Annotated in this window: 18 protein-coding genes; 2 read left to right on the plus strand and 16 right to left on the minus strand. The window is 34.7% G+C overall.

Annotation, left to right across the window (positions count from 1 at the left end; genetic code table 11):
• Positions 1 to 73: 73 nt before the first annotated feature.
• The 9 genes from AC0608_RS01525 to recR form a co-directional block, all read right to left on the minus strand.
• Positions 74 to 1084: a mannose-1-phosphate guanylyltransferase gene (locus tag AC0608_RS01525; protein ID WP_478287912.1), complete on the minus strand. Its 1011-nt coding sequence runs from the start codon at positions 1082 to 1084 to the stop codon at positions 74 to 76.
• Positions 1085 to 1145: 61 nt separating this feature from the next.
• Entirely contained in the window at positions 1146 to 1577 is a 432-nt protein-coding gene (locus AC0608_RS01530) for an adenylyltransferase/cytidyltransferase family protein (RefSeq protein ID WP_478287913.1), read from the minus strand.
• 39 nt (positions 1578 to 1616) lie between these two features.
• A complete protein-coding gene (locus AC0608_RS01535; RefSeq protein ID WP_478287914.1) occupies positions 1617 to 2900 on the minus strand; it encodes a nucleotide sugar dehydrogenase in 1284 nt (427 codons plus the stop codon).
• 539 nt (positions 2901 to 3439) lie between these two features.
• Positions 3440 to 3904 (minus strand): UpxY family transcription antiterminator, encoded by a 465-nt coding sequence (locus AC0608_RS01540; RefSeq protein WP_478287915.1) that lies wholly within the window; start codon positions 3902 to 3904, stop codon positions 3440 to 3442.
• 108 nt (positions 3905 to 4012) lie between these two features.
• A complete protein-coding gene (locus AC0608_RS01545) occupies positions 4013 to 5404 on the minus strand; it encodes a UDP-glucose 6-dehydrogenase (RefSeq protein WP_478287916.1) in 1392 nt (463 codons plus the stop codon).
• An 81-nt stretch (positions 5405 to 5485) separates the two neighbouring features.
• The gene (locus tag AC0608_RS01550; RefSeq protein WP_478287917.1) at positions 5486 to 6481 is read right to left on the minus strand and encodes an SDR family oxidoreductase; all 996 of its coding nucleotides are present in this window, start codon (positions 6479 to 6481) and stop codon (positions 5486 to 5488) included.
• Positions 6482 to 6505: 24 nt separating this feature from the next.
• Positions 6506 to 8962, minus strand: a complete 2457-nt coding sequence (locus AC0608_RS01555; RefSeq protein WP_478287918.1) for a polysaccharide biosynthesis tyrosine autokinase — start codon at positions 8960 to 8962, stop codon at positions 6506 to 6508.
• Between the two features lie 16 nt (positions 8963 to 8978).
• Positions 8979 to 9770 (minus strand): polysaccharide biosynthesis/export family protein, encoded by a 792-nt coding sequence (locus AC0608_RS01560; RefSeq protein ID WP_478287919.1) that lies wholly within the window; start codon positions 9768 to 9770, stop codon positions 8979 to 8981.
• A 71-nt stretch (positions 9771 to 9841) separates the two neighbouring features.
• Positions 9842 to 10462: a recombination mediator RecR gene (gene recR / locus AC0608_RS01565; protein ID WP_478287920.1), complete on the minus strand. Its 621-nt coding sequence runs from the start codon at positions 10460 to 10462 to the stop codon at positions 9842 to 9844.
• A gap of 100 nt (positions 10463 to 10562) precedes the next feature.
• On the opposite strand from recR, the gene AC0608_RS01570 reads away from it, so the two are divergent.
• Positions 10563 to 12071 carry a sodium:solute symporter gene (locus AC0608_RS01570; protein ID WP_417961075.1) on the plus strand — a complete coding sequence of 503 codons (1509 nt, stop codon included), beginning with the start codon at positions 10563 to 10565 and terminating at the stop codon, positions 12069 to 12071.
• 110 nt (positions 12072 to 12181) lie between these two features.
• On the opposite strand, the gene AC0608_RS01575 is transcribed toward AC0608_RS01570, so the two are convergent.
• Positions 12182 to 12547: a CoA-binding protein gene (locus AC0608_RS01575; protein ID WP_417961239.1), complete on the minus strand. Its 366-nt coding sequence runs from the start codon at positions 12545 to 12547 to the stop codon at positions 12182 to 12184.
• 144 nt (positions 12548 to 12691) lie between these two features.
• Here AC0608_RS01575 and AC0608_RS01580 point away from each other — a divergent pair, with 144 nt between their 5' ends.
• Positions 12692 to 13321: a MarC family NAAT transporter gene (locus AC0608_RS01580; RefSeq protein WP_417961077.1), complete on the plus strand. Its 630-nt coding sequence runs from the start codon at positions 12692 to 12694 to the stop codon at positions 13319 to 13321.
• A gap of 49 nt (positions 13322 to 13370) precedes the next feature.
• On the opposite strand, the gene ctlX is transcribed toward AC0608_RS01580, so the two are convergent.
• From ctlX to rplQ, 6 genes are all read right to left on the minus strand, one after another.
• Entirely contained in the window at positions 13371 to 14306 is a 936-nt protein-coding gene (gene ctlX, locus AC0608_RS01585) for a citrulline utilization hydrolase CtlX (RefSeq protein WP_478287921.1), read from the minus strand.
• Between the two features lie 62 nt (positions 14307 to 14368).
• Entirely contained in the window at positions 14369 to 15283 is a 915-nt protein-coding gene (locus tag AC0608_RS01590; protein WP_478287922.1) for a dimethylarginine dimethylaminohydrolase family protein, read from the minus strand.
• A gap of 64 nt (positions 15284 to 15347) precedes the next feature.
• Positions 15348 to 16631: a citrate synthase gene (locus tag AC0608_RS01595; RefSeq protein ID WP_417961084.1), complete on the minus strand. Its 1284-nt coding sequence runs from the start codon at positions 16629 to 16631 to the stop codon at positions 15348 to 15350.
• 153 nt (positions 16632 to 16784) lie between these two features.
• Complete coding sequence (gene eno, locus AC0608_RS01600) at positions 16785 to 18077, minus strand: phosphopyruvate hydratase (RefSeq protein WP_417961086.1); 1293 nt, start codon at positions 18075 to 18077, stop codon at positions 16785 to 16787.
• A 418-nt stretch (positions 18078 to 18495) separates the two neighbouring features.
• On the minus strand, positions 18496 to 19596 hold the full coding sequence (gene carA / locus AC0608_RS01605) for a glutamine-hydrolyzing carbamoyl-phosphate synthase small subunit (protein ID WP_478287923.1): 1101 nt from the start codon (positions 19594 to 19596) through the stop codon (positions 18496 to 18498).
• A 371-nt stretch (positions 19597 to 19967) separates the two neighbouring features.
• Positions 19968 to 20453, minus strand: a complete 486-nt coding sequence (gene rplQ / locus AC0608_RS01610; RefSeq protein WP_073210393.1) for a 50S ribosomal protein L17 — start codon at positions 20451 to 20453, stop codon at positions 19968 to 19970.
• Positions 20454 to 20483 lie beyond the last annotated feature (30 nt).

The following is a 20483-nucleotide window of genomic DNA, read 5'->3' on the forward strand; positions in this document are numbered from 1 at the left end:
CTGTACTTCAAACTTGTGTCCAAGTCTAACATTAAAATTATCAAATACTAAAATCATCTCGATTTGTATCTTTTTAATCCAATAAATGAGAATTTTGTCTTTCAAGTTCATTGTAAACATTCTTTACATCTTGTGAATTATCTTTTTGTAAAATTAAATTAGCAGTATGGGTAGACACGAAAATAGTATTCTTAAGACCTACAAAAGCCGTATAATTGTTGGTGCCAATAACCATATTGCCATTATTATCAATAGGGTGTCCGGTAGCAACGAGATAGTCATACACCGATTCAAAAGAACCTAAATCAGACCAAACGAATTCAGAACATACCACTTTAATTTTCTTACTTCGTTCCATCACCGCGTAATCAATACTGATTGACGGAATATTTAGTGATAAGGCCAAATCTAAATTTCCATCAATATTGGCGTCCCAGACTATTTTTGATTTTTCATATACCTCCAAATTAAATGACTTTAACTCTTCTAGAAAAACTCCGGCTTTAAAACAAAACATACCACTATTCCATAAAAAATTACCCCTGGATATAAAATCTCTAGCGGTAACTTGGTTTGGTTTCTCCCTAAAAGAAAGGACATCATCGCCTTTACGTTCAATATAGCCATAACCAGTTTCCGGTTTAGTTGGAATAATACCAAAAGTAACAATATAGCCTTGCAATGCTTTTGCTACAGCTTCCTCAATAGCTGACTCGTATTTTTCTATTTTATCTATAATATGATCTGATGGGGTCACAATTAAAATATCTTCAGGCTGGGATGCAAAAGCCGCAAAAGCTATTGCTGCTGCAGTATTTCTAGGGGTCGACTCAATTATATCTAAATACGTAGTATTCGATTTCTCCATCACTTTTCGACTGAGATGACAATTATCAATATTTCCTACCACTATAATCTTGTCTGCTATAGCTTTATTGCGCTCCAGCGTCATCTCAAACAACGACTTCCCTTCAAATAAATCAAGGTATTGTTTGGGTTGGCTTTTCCGCGACAATGGCCACAATCTACTACCTACTCCACCAGTAAGAATTACATGTGTTATTGATTCCTTATTTACCTTCATTTTAACTTTAATGTTATCTGTCAAATAATTTTAACTATCTTACATAGTGTTTCAAAATTATTTAGATTTTCGCTTCTTTTATCAATTCTTTTTCCTTTATTTCTTTACGAAGACTATTACTGGAAAAACGGTGATCCAGCACGTTAAAAAAAAGTGCAATCCCTTTTTCATCACAATAACTACGCCCTGTGAAACTTTTATCTTTATATTCATTGCCAATAATGCGAACATCTATTTTAAACGAACGCAAAATATCCTCTAAATCTTGTTCTGTCGCATAAGGAACTATTTCATCTACATACTTACACCCTTTCAGTTGAATATAACGTTCTACTACAGTTTGGGTAGGCCTATTTTTTTCAGGTCTGTCGATTGTAGGATCTGTTTGTAAAGCGGCAATTAAATAATCACATTGATGTTTCGCTTCTTCTAACATTTTTATATGTCCTGCATGCAACAAATCAAAAGCACTAAATGTAATTCCTACTTTCATATTTTCCACTATTATAGCTTGAATCCTTAAGGTGTTATTTTACAACCTTCCATCAACTCCATTACCTAAAACACCTTTCACATCATACAACAAACTCGTTGATTTTTGCAATACCGCTAAGTCTAAATCTAAAAATGCAGCATGCGCTACACCCAAAACTACAGCATCAAATTTTTCATTAGGCAATGTATTGGTCGTGTTTAATCCGTATTCGTGTTGGACTTCAAATGGATTAGCAACAGGGTCATAAATAGTTACTGCAATTCCGTAATCCGTCAAAGCAGCTATTACATCAACAATTTTTGTATTGCGTACATCTGGACAGTTTTCTTTGAAAGTGATACCCAGCATTAAAAGTGAAGCGCCATTAACAGAAATTCCTTTCTTAATCATTCCCTTTACTACTTGTGAAGCCACATAGTCCCCCATACTATCATTCAATCGCCTCCCTGCCAAAATAATTTCAGGATGATACCCGAATTCTTGCGCTCGTTGCGCTAAATAATAGGGATCTACCCCAATACAATGTCCGCCAACTAATCCTGGTTTGAAAGGAATGAAATTCCACTTTGTTGCCGCTGCTTCCAAAACGGCGTGGGTGTCAATATTCATTAAATTAAATATTTTAGCCAATTCGTTTACAAAAGCAATATTGATATCACGTTGTGAGTTTTCAATTACCTTAGCCGCTTCGGCTACTTTTATGGAGGGTGCCAAATGCGTTCCCGCTGTGATGATGGATTTATATAACGCATCTACTTTTAGTCCAATTTCTGGTGTAGATCCTGAAGTGACTTTTAAAATCTTATCTACGGTGTGCTCTTTATCACCCGGATTGATTCTTTCAGGGGAATATCCCGCAAAAAAATCAACATTAAATTGTAATCCTGAAACTCTTTCTAACACCGGCACGCATTCCTCTTCCGTAGCACCCGGATATACGGTAGATTCATAAATAACAATATCTCCTTTTTTCAAAACACTTGCTATTGTTTCACTAGATTTATACAAAGGAGTCAAATCAGGACGATTATTTTTATCAACAGGAGTGGGAACCGTTACAATGTAATAGGTACAGTCTGCTATGTCTGCAATATCCGAAGTGCAATACAAGCCAATAGCATTACTTGATTTTTCTAACAGTACTTTTTGTAATACGTCATCGGTTACTTCAAATGTAGTATCAGTACCTGATTGCAAAGAAGCCACTCTGGACTGATTGATATCAAATCCTACCACCGCATATTTAGTTGCAAATAGCCTAGCCAATGGCAAACCTACATAACCCAAACCTAATACTGCTATTTTTAAAGTTGAACTCATGGTGATGATTCGAATTAACTATTCTTCGGCTTATTCCACCGCTTCGCGGTTCCTACTCACATAATGATGAGTGGGAGCCGAGCTAATTGTGGCGCAAATATAACTAGAATATGCCATTCATTTTAAAATTTTAACCCATTCGGAATTTTAAAATACGGATGGGTAAACAAATAAAACATAACAAGCTTAAAATCAATTATAAAAAAAAAATAATGAAATGTTTTTTTTAAAAAATCACCTAATTTAATGAGACCAAACAAACCCAAAAACAATGAATTTTACTACTAAATCATCGCTTTTAAAGACTCTATTGCAAAAAAAATTAAAATTTGATTTTGTACCCGTTACAATAAACAAATCATGAAAAATATTAATCTTTTTTTAATTACAACAAAAGTTCTTAAAATTGACAGACGTTATTTTAGAATCCTTAATTTCAATAATTATACCCTTTTTAAAACACCTGAACTACATACACAAATAGAAATCAAAAATATTGTAGAATATATTTTTAAAAATGAATTACCTAAATCCCTTATTTACTTGATTTTCATTTTCAAGACACATCCTAAAGATTCTAAAACCAATACATAATGCGTATTGGTGACCTCCTTAATTTTAGCTTTATGGTTGGCAAAAGGCCCTGATTCTAATTGAATACTATCCCCAATTTGATAAGTCTCTACCATAACTTCATTCCCACCTGGAGTAGTGAGCCATTTTTTTATAATATTGATCTCTTCATCCCGAACAATAGCGGGTTTTCCCAACCAAAATAAATACCGCACAGCACCCACTGATTGAAACACAGAGTTCCTATCCGTTTCCGCAACCTGAACAAATACATACGAATTAAAAAGTGGTACTTCTACCTTTTTTTTCCTATCCGACCATTGCCGTTCTTGTATAATCAAAGGACAATAACACGCAATTCCAATTTTTTTTAATTGTTCTGCAACTTTTTTCTCCCATTTGGGCTTTGTATACACTACATACCAATTCATCTTCTGCTTTGTAATAATAATTAATTTTCACAACTTATTTAGAATACATTATTATAGCTAAAAAAAGCTGGGCTCATTCTTTTTTAACGCTGCTATTATATTTTTCCATTAAGAACCAATCGCCTGATAAATAAAGCCAATTGATCGCAAATCAGGACCGTTTAGCAAGTTTCGACCGTCAAAAACAAAAGCAGGTTTTTGCATAGAATCATATATTTTTTGCCAATCATACGTTATAAACTCATCCCACTCTGTCAGTACAGCGATAGCATGTGCATTTTGGCACGCTTCATAAGGATCTACAAACGAACATATACTGTCGGCATTACTCTCTGCATTTCTTGTCTCTAAATAATTTAGATCGGCTACGATTTTTTTACTAGAAACTTTCGGATCATAAACTGCAATTTTGGCGTGCTCATTGATCAAATCATCCGCAACATAAATAGCGGCAGATTCTCTAGTGTCATTGGTGTCTTTTTTGAAGGCCCAACCCAAAAAAGTAATTTTTTTATCGGAAACCGTGTTATAAAGTGTCTGAACAATTGTAGTAGAGAACCGTCTTTTTTGATGGTCATTCATGATTATTACTTGCTCCCAATAATCCGCAACTTCATGTAAACCATACGATTTTGCGATGTAAACTAAATTTAGAATATCTTTTTGAAAACAAGAACCCCCAAAACCAACGGAAGCTTTTAGAAATTTCGACCCTATCCTACTGTCCATTCCGATCGCTTTTGCTACTTCATTCACATCTGCTCCTGTTTTTTCACAAAGTTCGGACATAGCGTTGATCGAAGAAATGCGTTGTGCTAAAAAAGCATTGGCGGTAAGCTTAGACAACTCAGAAGACCAAACATTAGTGGTTAATATTTTATCTGAAGCAACCCAATTCGAGTATACAGCAACAAGGGACTGAATGGCACACTGACCTTCCGCTGTAGAATCACCTCCGATAAGGATTCGATCCGGATTTAATAAATCAGAAACGGCTGTTCCTTCAGCTAAAAACTCCGGATTGGATAGAATTTGAAACTGCACTCCGTTACCCGTATTATCCAGAATGCTTTTAATCGCCTCTGCTGTTCGTACGGGCAGTGTCGATTTTTCAACTACTATTTTATTGTCTTTGGCTACTCGCGCAATTTGTCTGGCACACAACTCAATATATTTCAAGTCTGCCGCCATCCCTTTTCCTTTTCCATAGGTCTTAGTGGGTGTATTTACCGATATAAAAATCACTTGAGCTTCATCTATTGCTTTATCTACATCAGTAGAGAAAAACAGATTTCTACCCCGTGCTTCCGCAACAATTTTATCTAATCCGGGTTCATAAATAGGAATATTAGCTACATTTTCGTCATTCCAAGCCGCAATTCGATCTTCATTCAAATCGACTACAGTTACATGTATGTGTGGACATTTTTGAGCGATGACTGCCATAGTGGGACCACCAACATAGCCGGCGCCGATGCAACAAATTTTTGTAATTTTCATTCTTTTATTTTTTCAATTCTGTATTTATTCTGTTCCTACTTCTCTCCATTCTTACCTGATGCCTCTCACATTTTCTAGTCTCTAATTTCTTTTATCCTGCAAGTTCTCCCAATACCACTTCACCGCAACTTTCAATCCTTCTTGCATCGTGAATTTAGGATTATAGCCAAGCAATCTTTTTGCTTTATCTATACTCGCTAATGAATGTGGAATATCTCCCGCTCTATTAGGACCATATTCAACCACAATACTTCCAATTTTGGAATTGAATTCGACTAGAAATTCTTTCAGATATCCAACTAAATCATTCAACGTATTTCTATCCCCATACGCTGTATTATAAACGGTATTGATCGCCTCTGGATTTTGTGTCAACATGGCCAACTCATTCATTTGAATCACATTATCAATATAAGTGAAATCGCGAGAATAATTTCCATCCCCATTTATTTTTGGACTTTCTAATGCAATGAATTGCTGTACAAATTTTGGAATAACAGCAGCATATGCCCCATTCGGATCTTGCTTTCTTCCAAAAACATTAAAATAACGCAACCCTATTGTTTCTAAACCATAAGTTCTGCTAAAAATCTCAGCGTACAACTCATTTACATATTTCGTTATGGCATAAGGAGAAAGTGGTTTTCCAATTACTTCTTCTACTTTTGGCAACAAGTCAGAATCCCCATACGTAGAGGAACTTGCCGCATATACAAAGCGTTTTACTTTTTCATCTCTTGCTGCTACCAGCATATTCAAAAATCCGGAAACATTAACATCATTCGTCGTAGCAGGGTCATTGATAGACCTTGGCACCGATCCTAAAGCCGCCTGATGTAATATATAATCTACTCCTTTAACGGCAGTTGCACAATCTGTTGCAATACGAATATCTCCTTCAATCAAACAAAAGTTGGGATGGTTTATAAAATCTTTTAGATTATGTCTGTGCCCTGTGGCAAAATTGTCTAAACAAACCACCTTATAGCCTTTTGATAAAAAATAATCACAAAGATTAGAACCTATGAATCCTGCTCCTCCAGTAATTAAAATCACTTTTTGTACTTCCTCTATCATTTGATTTGATTTTAAAACAACCCGTTACTTGGTTGGCTTTTTTAATATCTTTTGCGCTATATTCTGATAAATACTTTTCGGCTTATCCTCTTCATAATACCCGTTTGCATAAGTCCCGTAGCCGTATCCATAGCCATAGCCCGTGCCATATTTTGCCTTGTTTTCTAAACCGTTCAAAATTATGCTAGTATTGTTTAATTCTCCGCGTTTCACTCGATTGTTCAACAAGGTTATCATGTCCTTTTTAGTAAAATTCTGTCTTACAATATAGAGCGTTACATCGCAATATTGTGCTAATTCTAACGCATCAGAAACTAGACCCACTGGTGGTGTATCCAATATAATATAATCGTATTTTTTCTTCAATTCCTCAATCAGATCTTTCATTCTCTCACTCATAATCATCTCGGCTGGATTGGGAGGAATGGGTCCTGATAATATTACATCCAAATATGGAATGTGAGTATGGTTTATAATTTCATCAACCGTTTTTTGCTTGATTAAATAATTAACTACTCCTATATCCTTTGATAAATTAAATTCCAAAGCTAATTTGGGTTTTCTCAAATCAAGCCCGATGATCACTGTTTTTTTCTCACTCAAGGCAAATACCGTAGCAATGTTTATCGAACAAAATGTTTTCCCTTCACCACTTACTGTAGAGGTTATCATTAAAGTCTTTGCCCCATCAACATTTTGTTGTTTATACAAAAACTGAAGTGAGGAACGAATCGCCCTAAATGATTCGGACAAAGCGGATTTTGGTTTATCATATACGGCTAAATTTGTAGCTTCCCTGTTTACACCAACAACTCCTATCAAAGGAATTTTTGTCATTTTACTGACATCCTCCACATTTTGAATCGAATTATTGATAAAAAAAACTCCAAAGACGAAAATTAACGGAAATAGAATTCCAAGAAATAATGCCAATACATAATTAACGGAAGTTTTAGGACCAATCAACCCGCCTCCAACATCCTTTGCAGGATCTATAAAATGAACATCAGATAAATTTGCTGCTTTCACAATATCAGCTTCGCTCCTTTTTTGAAGAAACGTGCTATAAATATTATCACTTAAATCATATTTTCTTTTAATTTTAATCAATTCTTGTTGATCCTCAGGAAGTTGCTTTATAGTGCTTTCTGTTTGATTTATTTTACTGCTAACCATAGCCAAATCATACTGCAATGAGGATTTTGCCGTAGCAATGTTTTCTAACAGTACATTTTTAACGGCTTCCATTTGATTATCAAAATCTTTGAAAATCTTATCACTCTTAACAGCATACGCCATTTCGGATCTTTGAGTCGATAACGCTATTAGTTTCGAAACATTTACTACAATATTTGGATCTTCAATTCCTGCTACAGATGGCGCCGGCAGTTTGGCATAATTCACGCTATTTTTAAGATAAGCTTTCAAGGAATTGTAATAGGCCATTTTACGATTAACCTCGTCTTTCTTAACATCAAATTCCAAAATCTTTTCCGAAAACTTTGCTCCGCCCTCCTCTATATCATAAATATTCTTTCCTTTTCTAAAAGTTTTCAGTTCGTTACCCGTTTCTTTAAGCTGGGATTCCATTGCAACTAATGTACTGTCTATAAAAGCTATGGTATTCGTAGCAAACTGATTCTTACTATCTAGTTGTCTTTTAATAAGCATCTTAACCGTGGCGTTCAAATATTCTACCATTCGGGCTTTATTGGTACCTTGCATCCCTAAAGTAATTATTGAACTTCCTTTCTCGTCTGATTGAACACTTAATCCTTTGTATGCGGAAACTGTTCCGTCAAAATCATTAAACTGCACAAAATATTCGTTTCCTTTATAAAAACCAGGATTATCCTTTATTTGTAATTTCCAATTTAAAAATGGCAAAGAGACTTGCTGCCCTACTTTATATCTCTTAACAAAATCGCCCGTTTCGACTGCAGTACTCCTGTATGAATTATCGGTATAGGTTAATAATGAAACGCTTGGATTCTCAAATGAAATCCTGATTTCATATTCATTTTCACTCAAAAACGTAATTCCAATGCGTGTTCCTGTCAGCTGACCTTTTGATTTGTCTATCGTTACAAAAAAGGGCACGGCACCATACGCGTCTACCAAATTATATTCGCCCTGAACCTTATAATCAATATAGTATTGCAGTTTATCGACCACCAACTCATTGTGTGAACGAGACTTTAACGTTGTAGAAATCGCTTGAACCTGATCTGAAGTACCACCCCAGTTAAATACCAAACTGGTATTTGACGTAAAAAGAGGATTGCTTTCTTCTTTTACGGCAATAAGGGTTTCCATACCGTAGATTTTTTCTTTACGAATGTTTACCTGATAGGCCACCGTAAAAGTGATCAATAGACTGATCAAAAACCATTTCCAATAACTTCCAATTTTTATTAGAAATCCTTTGAAGTCAAAGCTGACTTGGTTTTCAAAAATGGAAAAATCTTTTATATCTAACATTTTTTAAACTCAGTTTTTAATTTTTTAATAGCAAAAAAGTAGTTGTGGCTAAAGACAACAACGTAATAATTGTCCCTAATGATTCTATGCCTGTTTTTCCGGTTCCCCAAGTTTTCTGTTTGAGTGGTTTAATATATACATAATCATTGGGCTGTAAATAAAAATAAGGCGATTTCATCACATTAATATCCGTAAGGTCTAGATCATGCATTTCTACTCCAGTAGGAGTTTTTCGCATAATTGTTACTGATTTTCGATCTCCAGTGATCGTAATATCACCTGCATTAGCAACTGCTTCCATAATATTTACATGTTCCTGAAATAAGGTTTTTGTCCCAGGACCACCTATTTCTCCGTTGATTGTATACCGAAAACCGGCTAGTTTTACAGTCACAAAAATATTAGCTTCCTTATTGAAGTATTCGGCTAATAATTGCTTCTCAACTTGCAATCTAACTTCATCTAGGGTATACCCAATTACATTTAAATCCCCCAAAACTGGAATTCTTATATTGCCATGATCATCAACTGTAAAGCCATCAAAATACAATCCTGACTCTGATTTGCCAGCTGCAACATCACTATTAGTAGTATTAAAAATACTAACTAATTTTGGATCTATCGCTTTAATAGTAATACTCAAAACATCATTAATTTGCAATCGATACGGTTTCGATTCTACTGCGGCTATTGTACTTCCATCTGGTGAATTATCTTTTTTCTGAAGATAGATTAAATCTTTAGTTGGAATACACGAGGTAAGCAACACACTAATAACGATCAATAAATAGAGTATGGATCTGCTCATTTTTAATATTTTTTTATCGACAAATATAGCTTTTCATTTACTATTATTTAGTAACGCTATTTTTAAACAAATTAATTATTTTTAAAAAACTTTTCAAAAGGGACTCTTTGCAAAATACTTCTCCCTAAGGTAACTTCATCGGCATATTCCAGCTCATCACCCACCGAAATCCCTCTGGCTATAGTAGAAATAATTAGTTCACAATCCGCAATTTGTTTGTAAATATAAAAATTAGTGGTATCGCCTTCCATTGTAGAGCTTAACGCAAAAATAATTTCGTGTACACTACCCAATTTTACTTTTTCGACTAATGCAGTAATATTCAACTGACTGGGACCCACTCCGTCAATAGGGGAAATTTTACCACCAAGAACATGATAAATTCCTCTAAACTGACCCGTGTTTTCAATAGCCATAACATCCCGAATATCCTCGACAATACAAATAATCTGATGGTTTCGAGACTGATTAGCGCAAATTTCGCACAACATACTATCCGAAATATTATGACAACTTGTACAATACTTAATATCTTCGCGCATGGCGACTAAGGCTTGTGATAAAAAACCGGTCTGTTCCTTGGGCTGCTTTAACAAATGTAAGACCAATCGCAATGCCGTTCGTTTACCTATTCCAGGCAACTGAGACATTTCATTTACTGCTTTTTCTATTAATTTCGAAGAAAATTCCATAACAGCAAAAGTAGTCAATTTGTGGTAAACGTACGGAATAGAAAATTTGAAAAATTTGAAGATTATTTATGTACTTTGGCACAACCAATATGTACCTAAAATGACACCATTTACCATTCTATCATTAATAATACTCTATTTCGGAATTCTATTTTTGATTTCTCATTTTGTTAGTAAAGAAGACAGTGGAAATGAGGCTTTTTTTAAAGCCAATAAAAACTCCCGGTGGTATTTGGTCGCTTTCGGTATGATTGGGACAGCCCTTTCCGGAGTAACCTTCATTTCGGTTCCGGGAGAAGTAGGCTCTCCCAATGGGGAGCAATTCAAATATTTCCAATTTGTATTGGGAAATGCAATTGGATTTATTCTAATTGCAAAAGTATTGCTTCCACTTTATTACCGCATGAATCTCACTTCGATTTATGGGTATATTGAACAACGATTGGGAATTTATTCCTATAAGACTGCCGCAACTATTTTCTTGATTAGCCGAACAATCGGTTCCTCGTTTAGATTATACCTTGTTGTTATAGTTTTACAACGGTATGTATTTGACTTTTACAGAATTCCGTTTGCCGTTACCGTTATGATTTCGCTGGTTTTAATTTTCGCATACACCTATCGTGGTGGGTTGAAAACCATAATAATTACAGATACGTTACAAACTTTTTTCCTGGTGACTTCGGTTTTCCTAACTATTTTTTTTATCTGTAAAAGTTTAAACTTATCAGCTTTTGAAGCTTTCGAAGAAGTAAAAAACAGTAATTATTCCAAGGTTTTCTTCTGGGAAGATTTTGTCTCCAATAAATTTCATTTTGTTAAACAAATTCTGGGAGGGATTTTTGTAACGATTGCGATGGTAGGCTTGGATCAGGATTTAATGCAAAAAAATCTCAGTTGTAAAAACATTGGTGAAGCTCAAAAAAACATGTTTACGTTTACTGGAATATTTGTACTTATCAATATATTTTTCCTCAGTGTAGGAGCTTTGCTTTATATTTATGCCGCCAAATACGCGATAGAAGTTCCAACCGATTTAATTACCGGAAAACCCAGAACCGATTTACTTTTTCCTGAAATTGCCTTTAACCATTTGTCAATAATCCCTTCGATTATTTTCTTGTTGGGATTGACAGCAGCTACCTTTGCCACTACAGATTCAGCTTTGACCGCGCTCACGACTTCATTTTGTGTTGATTTTTTAGCAATGGATAAAGTCGAAAATATAAACAAACCAAATATTGTGCGAACCAGACATTTTGTTCATATTGGCTTTTCGTTTCTAATGTTCCTAGTCATTATTTTCTTTAACGCTATTAATGACAGTTCTGTTGTAGGAATGATTTTCAGGGTTGCTTCCTACACGTATGGTCCGCTTTTGGGATTGTATTGTTTTGGGTTGTTTGTAAAATCAAAAACAGTCAAAGACAAACTGGTTCCAATTATATGCTTATTATCACCGGCTGTGACTTTCTTTATCAGTGAAAATTCAAAAACATTATTTTGGGGATATGTCTTCGATAACGAACTGATTGTCGTAAACGGGCTTATCACTTTTATTGGATTACTCTTGATTAGCAAAGAGGCTACTTCAGAAACACGATTTTAGTTTCAGGCCACCCCGAAGTTTCAGTAAGCAGCGACATCCTTTTCTTATCCCGCTTTTTTAAGGAGATAAGAATAGATAAAGCAAACAGCTAAAAAAAAGCGCCAAAAAAACTAATATTGATTCGTTGCCAACATAACTAGAGTACACGCTACTTCTACCTTTATATCATTTAATTTTAACAGTTGATAAAACTCCGGATTCTCCGTGCCAGGATTGAAAATAACACGTTTTGGTTGTGCTTCAACGATGTAATTATAGTAATCGCGCTGACGTGCAGGATTTAAATAAAGAGTAATCGTATCTATTTTTTTAAGTGGAATGGCTTTAGTCTGGATTTTTACACCCGCAACTTCTCCTGCATTTTGACCAATCGCAAGAACCGAATGTCCTTTTTCGACCAGTTTTTCAATTGCCATAAAAGAATACCTAACAGGTTTTGTTGAAGCTCCAAGAACTACTGTTTTTTTATTTTTTATCATGTTATAATTATATTTCACAAAAGTAATCAAAAAGGTTCACGCGTTTAGCAATTATTAGGTTTAGTTATAAAAGCAATAAAAAACATTCCCCTAACATTAAAAAGTAAAAAAAGAGTATTTTTACACACTTAAAAACAACATATGGATCTCTTTATTTATCTTTTTGTCGCCCTTTTTTCGGTGTTAAATCCTATTGGTACCGTTCCTATTTTTGTAGGTCTTACGCAAGATGACACCAAGAAAGAACGATCCAGAATTTCTTTATGGACAGCAATAAATGTTTTCATCATACTTATCGTCTCGTTCTTTATAGGACAATATGTTTTGCTTTTTTTTGGAATCAGTATAGACGCATTGCGAATCGCAGGAGGAATCATCATTGTGAGTTCTGGATTTTCATTACTATCAGGGAAATTTAATAAAAAGAGAGGTATCAATAAAAAAGCAGAAACGGATGCTCAAAAAAGAAATGATATAGCATTAACACCACTAGCAATACCTATGCTTGCTGGTCCTGGCTCTATTTCTTTGCTTATTGCTTTTTATCAGGAACACAATTCAACTAGCGAGATTATAATCTCTTCGCTTGCCATTCTTGCAATTGCGGTGGCCATTTTTGTTATCCTGAAAAGCGCTCATTATTTAGCAAAAATTCTAGGTGCCTCAGGAATTGTAGCGATATCCAGAATTGTTGGTTTTATTGTAATTGCCATTGGCATCCAATATATTGTGAGTGCCATTATAAATATTATAAAAGGAAATTTAACCTAGAAATTTTAAATTCAGGCAAAGTTCAAATTCTTTGCCTGAATTTAAAAAATTAACTTCTAGGCAAGAAAATTTCTGCCATCATGCATCTGGCGCTTCCTCCGCCACAAGCTTCAATAGTATCCAGACTGGAACTCAAAATTTCAGCATGATTTTCCAGTTGTCCAATTTGTTTTGGAGTCAAACATTGATGCGCTGCTGCACTCATAACCAGATAGCTTTTGTCATTTGCTCCAAGGACTTCCAACATATTACCTGCAAAATTATTCATTTGCGCTTCGGTGATTAAAATAATTTCCTTCCCGTTTGCTTTTAGATTATCCAGCACCATTTTACGCTCTTTTTTATCATCGATACAGTCCGAGCAAAGTACTGCAAAATTTTCTCCTAAGCACATCATTACATTAGTGTGATAAATCAGCTTCCGTTCTGAGCCCACAGTTTGAAAAGCTTCAAAAATTACTGGCGCATAGTCAAAATCTTCGCAAAACTCGATAAATAATTCTTCATCTGCTCTGGGGGACAAAGCACAGTATGCTTTACTATTGACCCTGTCTAGAAGTAAACTTCCTGTTCCTTCTAAGAAAAAACCATCCTCTTCCGCTGAAGTATAATCCACAATATTATTAATTACAAAACCTTTGTCTTCCAGAATGTCCAAAATATCTTCGCGCCTTTCGTGACGGCGATTTTCAGCAAACATAGGATACAAAGCTACATCTCCATTCTCGTGAAAAGAAATCCAGTTATTCGGAAAAAGACTATCCGGTGTATCCGGAGTCAAGCTATCCTCAACAACAGTGACATCAACACCTACTGCTTTTAATTTCTCGACAAAAGCGTCAAATTCTTGTTGCGCTTTGGCATTTACTGTTGCTGGTAAAAGCCCGTCTATTACTTTCTGATAATAATTATTAACCGTCGTTTGTTCGTTCATTCTAAACGCAACAGGACGGATCATCAATATGGAATTTGTTATTTGTTTCATGTTATTTTTAGTTTAATATTAAAAAGTTTAATGTTTAACGTTGTTAAACATTAAATAAATAATTAATCTCTAATTAAAGGCAGGGTAGAACACCGTAGCAATCCTTCTTGTTTAGCAATTTCGGCGTATGGAATTTCTTCCACCACAAAGCCGTTTGCACGCAGCCAATTGTTCAATCTAGTGAAGTTTCGTTCTGAAACGACAACATCCGTATCAATGGAAAAAATATTAGAATTCATATTATACATCTCTTCTCTGGTGCTATGAAATAAATTATTTTTTCCAAAAAGATTGACTAGAAACAAATAATCAGCTTCTTCGCGGAATCCGCTTTTATATATAATCCCTTTGTCATTTCCCACTGGTTGAAAACAACAGTCTAAATGCAAAGCATTATCCCGGGCCTCAATTTTAGATTTTACCAAATCAAATTCTTTAACAATTTTATTTGGAAATAAATCCTTGATATATTGAACCCCTTCCATATTCGTTCGTGCCGTGATATAGTCTTTATAATCACTTCCTTTATACGTACCAATAAAGATGTATTCGTTCCACAACATGACATCTCCCCCTTCTATATGGACTTCTACTGGAGGCCGCACTACTTTCTTAGGGTCAATTTGGTCAATTACATACTGAATTGCATCTAACTCTCGTTCCCTCTCGGGCAAAATATTCGACTTTATAAAAGTACCATCAATTACAAAACCAATGTCTCTAGTAAATATCTGATTGTAATTTTCAATCATCTCCGGACGATAAACCGTCACATCATATTTTTTTAATACGGAATTAAAGGCTTCTATTTCATTTACCATATCTTTCTCTAGCGGATAGGTCCCCGCTAGAATATGCTCCAATGATTTTGGATCGTAGGCTTCTTCTGCCTTTGGGGTAGGACCGTTATTGACCGCTGAACCCAGAACTACAGCCCGAAGTTTCGAAGTTTCATTCTTAATATTTAATTCTAACATCTAATTTAGCTTTTGACAAATATAAAAAAAGCTTCACTAATTTGTGAAGCTTTTTAAACTGATTTTATCTTTTATCTGTTGGCACAAAATCCCTCAAAGGCTGTCCCGTATAAATTTGTCTGGGTCTTCCTATCGGTTCCTTATTTTCACGCATTTCTTTCCATTGTGCGATCCAACCTGGTAAACGACCTATAGCGAACATTACGGTAAACATATCTGTAGGAATTCCTAAAGCTCTGTATATAATCCCCGAATAGAAATCAACATTAGGATATAAATTTCTTGATTTGAAATACTCATCTTCTAAAGCAGACTCTTCTAATTTCTTAGCGATAGCAAGAATGGGGTCTTCAACTCCTAGAGTTGCTAAAACTTCGTTAGCTGCTTTTTTAATAATTTTCGCTCTAGGATCGAAATTTTTATAGACCCTATGACCAAAACCCATCAATCTAAAAGGGTCGTTTTTGTCTTTGGCTTTAGCCATATATTTATCAGCATCACCACCATTTCTATGGATTTCTTCTAACATTTCAAGAACAGCTTGATTTGCACCTCCGTGTAATGGTCCCCAAAGAGCTGAAACTCCAGCTGAAATAGAGGCAAATAATCCTGCATGCGAAGAACCTACCATTCTTACCGTAGATGTAGAACAGTTTTGTTCATGATCTCCGTGAAGTATAAACAATTTATCTAGAGCATCGACAACTACAGGATTTGCAGTGTAAGGCTCTGTAGGCAATTCAAACATTAATCGCATGAAATTTTCGACATATCCTTTAGTATTATCATAGTAATTCAAAGGATAACCCATACTTTTTCTGTAAGTCCAGGTTGCAATAACAAGGAATTTACCCATTGTTTTACAAACGGCCTCATACATTTCCTTTTCATTCTCAACATTCACCGATTTAGGGTTAAATGCAGTCAAAGCACTTGTCAAAGCAGCTAAAACGCCCATAGGATGAGCTGTCTTAGGAAAACCATCAATGATGTTTTTCATTTCTTCATTGACCAAGGTGTATTTTCTAATATCCGTTTCAAATTGTGCTAATTGCTTAACTGTCGGCAATTCCCCAAAAATCAAAAGGTAAGACACCTCTAAGAAGTCAGCTTTTTCTGCTAAATCTTCAATAGAATAGCCTCTGTAACGAAGAATCCCTAGCTCTCCATCTAGAAAAGTAATGTCACTTGTACAAGAGCCTGAGTTTTTATAGCCAGGATCAAGTGTAATTATACCGGATAAATCTCGTAATTTGTTAATATCGATAGCAACTTCATTTTCACTTCCTACAATTATAGGCAGTTCAATTTTTTTTCCATCGATTTCTAATGTTGCTGTTTTTGACATAATATATTTGAAAATAAACTTTTAAAATAATAATTTATCAAATCTAGGGAATTAAACACTAATTAAAAAGAGAATAACACAATGATAATGTTAAATATTACAAAAAAAAAGCCATTCATTAGAAGTGAATGGCTTTAAACTAGTCCTTAAATACTATTTTATTTTGAATGCATTTTTCCCAGGGAAATAAGCTGTATTTCCTAATTCTTCTTCAATTCTTAATAATTGATTGTATTTTGCCATACGATCAGAACGAGAAGCTGAACCCGTTTTAATTTGACCACAATTCAAGGCTACTGCTAAATCTGCAATAGTATTATCTTCTGTCTCTCCTGAACGGTGTGACATAACGGATGTATATCCTGCATTTTTAGCCATGTTTACTGCAGCAATAGTTTCTGTTAAAGTTCCAATTTGGTTTACTTTTATAAGAATAGAATTAGCAATTCCTTTTTCGATACCAGTTGCTAAACGTTCCACATTGGTAACAAACAAATCATCTCCAACCAATTGCACTTTATCCCCAATTTTATCGGTAAGCATCTTCCAGCCATCCCAGTCATTTTCATCCATTCCATCTTCAATGGAAATGATCGGGTAATTCGCTACTAATTCTGCTAAATAATCTACTTGCTCCTCAGAGGATCTAATCTTTCCTGTTTCGCCTTCAAATTTAGTATAATCGTATTTTCCATTTACATAAAATTCTGCAGCAGCACAATCTAAAGCAATCATGATTTCATCTCCAAAAGTATATCCTGCAGCTTCAACCGCTTTTTTAATGGTATCCAAAGCATCTTCTGTTCCCCCAGGAAGATTTGGTGCAAACCCACCTTCATCTCCAACAGCAGTTGAAAGACCTCTATCGTGTAACACTTTTTTCAAACTATGAAAAATTTCCGTTCCCATTTGCATTGCATGTGAAAACGATGTGGCTTTAACTGGGAAAATCATAAATTCTTGAAACGCAATAGGGGCGTCAGAATGAGAACCTCCATTGATGATATTCATCATTGGAACTGGCAATGTATTGGCAGAAACACCACCTACGTATCTGTACAAAGGCAAACCTAATTCATTAGCCGCTGCTTTAGCTACAGCCAAAGAAACACCTAAAATTGCATTTGCACCCAATTTTGATTTATTTGGCGTACCATCTAAATCGATCATCATCTGATCAATAACATTTTGTTCAAAAACAGATGTTCCTAACAATTCTTCAGCAATAAGAGTATTAACATTTTGTACCGCTTTCAAAACTCCTTTTCCAAGAAACGCTTTACCGCCATCACGTAGTTCTACAGCTTCATGTTCTCCAGTAGACGCTCCTGATGGTACAGCAGCTCTCCCTAAAACACCATTATCTGTAACTACATCTACCTCTACAGTAGGATTTCCTCTTGAATCAAAAATTTGTCTTGCGTGAATTTTGATAATTATACTCATACTTTTATTTTTTATTTTTTAAACACAAATATATTCTATCTTTCTTAATGATTTTATGAAAATAATGAATGTTATTAACGAAAACGTTGTAATTTTTTGCAAACCAAATATTTGGCTTTTAGAAAAAACTATTTTACACCATTTAGTATTTTACGGTATTTACTTAAAATAAGAAAATATAGACTGTAAATCATACCCCTGATGAGCAATAGTATTTACCCACTGAATAATTCTTAAATAAAACAATTAATTAACAAACACAGTTGACAATCACTGCAACAACAGCTTCTCGCTCCAAAAAAAATAAAAATTACTGTTGCATTCTCCTTAAAATAAGAACAAAAAAAAAGGGATGACTTAATTAAAAGTCAAACCCTTATATTTTAAAACAATAAGTACTATCAAATGATATCAATACCTACCCTTTTATATTTTCAATAAACTGATCAAATAAATAAGAAGAGTCATGTGGACCAGGACTTGCCTCCGGATGGTATTGAACGGAGAAACAATTTTTATTTATCATACGCATTCCTGCAACTGTTCCATCATTAAGATGTAAATGAGTGATTTCAAAATCTGGATGAATATCCAACTCTTCTTTATTGACTGCAAAACCATGATTTTGAGAAGTAATTTCTCCTTTTCCTGTAATGATGTTTTTTACGGGGTGATTTATTCCTCTATGACCATTAAACATTTTATATGTTGAAATTCCGTTTGCCAGGCCAATTACTTGATGTCCAAGACAGATCCCGAATAAAGGTTTGTTGTCTTGAAGAATTTCTTTTGCTACTTGTATAGCCCCCGAAAGAGGCTCAGGATCACCAGGTCCATTAGATAAAAAATAGCCGTCTGGATTAAAACTGGCAAGATCTTGATACGAGGAATCGAAAGGAAACACTTTGATGTAGCAATCGCGTTTAGCCAAATTGCGAAGAATATTCGTTTTTATTCCTAAATCGAGTGCTGCAATTTTATAAGTTGCGTTGGCTTCCCCAAAAAAGTAAGGTTCAGTAGTCGAAACTTTAGAAGCTAATTCTAAGCCTTTCATGTCAGGAACTTTTGCCAATGCAATTTTCAATTCTTCAATTGGCGTCTCATCGGTACAAATTACTGCATTCATAGCCCCGTTGTCCCGAATATAACTTACTAAAGCACGGGTATCAACATCCGATATACAGATAAGGTTTTGTTTGATAAAATAGTCTTCTAAACTCCCCGAAGCTCCTTCACGAGAATAATTAAAACTAAAATTTTTACAAACTAAACCCGCAATTTTAATACTCTGTGATTCAACTTCTGAATCATTTACTCCATAATTCCCAATGTGCGCATTGGTAGCAACCATTAGTTGTCCAAAATAAGAAGGGTCGGTAAATATTTCTTGATACCCTGTCATTCCTGTATTAAAACAAACTTCACCAAAAGTAGTGCCAATGATACCAATAGATTTACCGTGGAATATGGTTCCGTCACTTAATAGAAGAATTGCTTTTTGTCGTGTTGTATATTTCATTAGTTGATTTCTATTATTTTTTTAAAGTCTTCTATAACAAGAAAACTAGTTTCATCTGTAATTAAATATTGTGCAAATTTAATTTTAAAAAACAAGGGATACAATATTTTAAAGAAAAACATATAACCATAGCTTCAAATTCATACTTAAAAAAACGTTTACCTATATATACCCAAAACTAATCCGTAAACCAGTATCTATTGACCCAATAGTTCATCCCATAGAACTACCAAAAGTAAATATACTCCATGTCTCAGTAAAGAGAATTCAAAACTTATATAGCATATTTTTATCTTACAAAAAAAATCAAAAAAAAAGGATAAACTAGTACTAGCTTATCCTTAATTTTTATTGAATGATTATTTTCATAACTATTCAGCAGTCTCTGTAGTTGTTTCAGTTTCAGCAGCTGGAGCTTCAGTAGCTTCGTCCTTCTTAGCTTTCCCACCACGACGGCTTTTTGCTTTTTTAACTTCTTTTTTACCACCATTGTAAAGTTCATTGAAATCTACCAATTCGATCATTGCCATATCAGCATTATCTCCTAAACGATTTCCAACTTTAATGATACGCGTGTATCCACCTGGACGGTCTCCTACTTTAGCAGCTACGTCTCTGAACAAGTCAGTTACCGCATATTTACTACGTAAGTAAGCAAAAACGATACGACGATTGTGAGTCGTATCTTGTTTTGATTTTGTTATTAAAGGCTCAACAAATTGTTTAAGCGCTTTTGCTTTAGCAACAGTAGTGTTAATACGTTTGTGCTCGATAAGAGAACAAGCCATATTAGCTAACATAGATTTTCTATGCGCTGTCTGTCTGCTTAAGTGATTGAATTTTTTTCCGTGTCTCATTGCTATGTAAATTTAAACCTTGCGGCTTAG

This window comes from Flavobacterium sp. GNP008 (assembly GCF_056428965.1).

Excerpts from the sequence above, each read along its gene's own strand:
- AC0608_RS01525 (WP_478287912.1), bottom strand. The coding sequence starts at position 1,084 with ATGAAGGTAAATAAGGAATCAATAACACATGTAATTCTTACTGGTGGA.
- AC0608_RS01530 (WP_478287913.1), bottom strand. The coding sequence starts at position 1,577 with ATGAAAGTAGGAATTACATTTAGTGCTTTTGATTTGTTGCATGCAGGA.
- AC0608_RS01535 (WP_478287914.1), bottom strand. The coding sequence starts at position 2,900 with ATGAGTTCAACTTTAAAAATAGCAGTATTAGGTTTGGGTTATGTAGGT.
- AC0608_RS01540 (WP_478287915.1), bottom strand. The coding sequence starts at position 3,904 with ATGAATTGGTATGTAGTGTATACAAAGCCCAAATGGGAGAAAAAAGTT.
- AC0608_RS01545 (WP_478287916.1), bottom strand. The coding sequence starts at position 5,404 with ATGAAAATTACAAAAATTTGTTGCATCGGCGCCGGCTATGTTGGTGGT.
- AC0608_RS01550 (WP_478287917.1), bottom strand. The coding sequence starts at position 6,481 with ATGATAGAGGAAGTACAAAAAGTGATTTTAATTACTGGAGGAGCAGGA.
- AC0608_RS01555 (WP_478287918.1), bottom strand. The coding sequence starts at position 8,962 with ATGTTAGATATAAAAGATTTTTCCATTTTTGAAAACCAAGTCAGCTTT.
- AC0608_RS01560 (WP_478287919.1), bottom strand. The coding sequence starts at position 9,770 with ATGAGCAGATCCATACTCTATTTATTGATCGTTATTAGTGTGTTGCTT.
- recR (WP_478287920.1), bottom strand. The coding sequence starts at position 10,462 with ATGGAATTTTCTTCGAAATTAATAGAAAAAGCAGTAAATGAAATGTCT.
- AC0608_RS01570 (WP_417961075.1), top strand. The coding sequence starts at position 10,563 with ATGACACCATTTACCATTCTATCATTAATAATACTCTATTTCGGAATT.
- AC0608_RS01580 (WP_417961077.1), top strand. The coding sequence starts at position 12,692 with ATGGATCTCTTTATTTATCTTTTTGTCGCCCTTTTTTCGGTGTTAAAT.
- ctlX (WP_478287921.1), bottom strand. The coding sequence starts at position 14,306 with ATGAAACAAATAACAAATTCCATATTGATGATCCGTCCTGTTGCGTTT.
- AC0608_RS01590 (WP_478287922.1), bottom strand. The coding sequence starts at position 15,283 with ATGTTAGAATTAAATATTAAGAATGAAACTTCGAAACTTCGGGCTGTA.
- AC0608_RS01595 (WP_417961084.1), bottom strand. The coding sequence starts at position 16,631 with ATGTCAAAAACAGCAACATTAGAAATCGATGGAAAAAAAATTGAACTG.
- eno (WP_417961086.1), bottom strand. The coding sequence starts at position 18,077 with ATGAGTATAATTATCAAAATTCACGCAAGACAAATTTTTGATTCAAGA.
- carA (WP_478287923.1), bottom strand. The coding sequence starts at position 19,596 with ATGAAATATACAACACGACAAAAAGCAATTCTTCTATTAAGTGACGGA.
- rplQ (WP_073210393.1), bottom strand. The coding sequence starts at position 20,453 with ATGAGACACGGAAAAAAATTCAATCACTTAAGCAGACAGACAGCGCAT.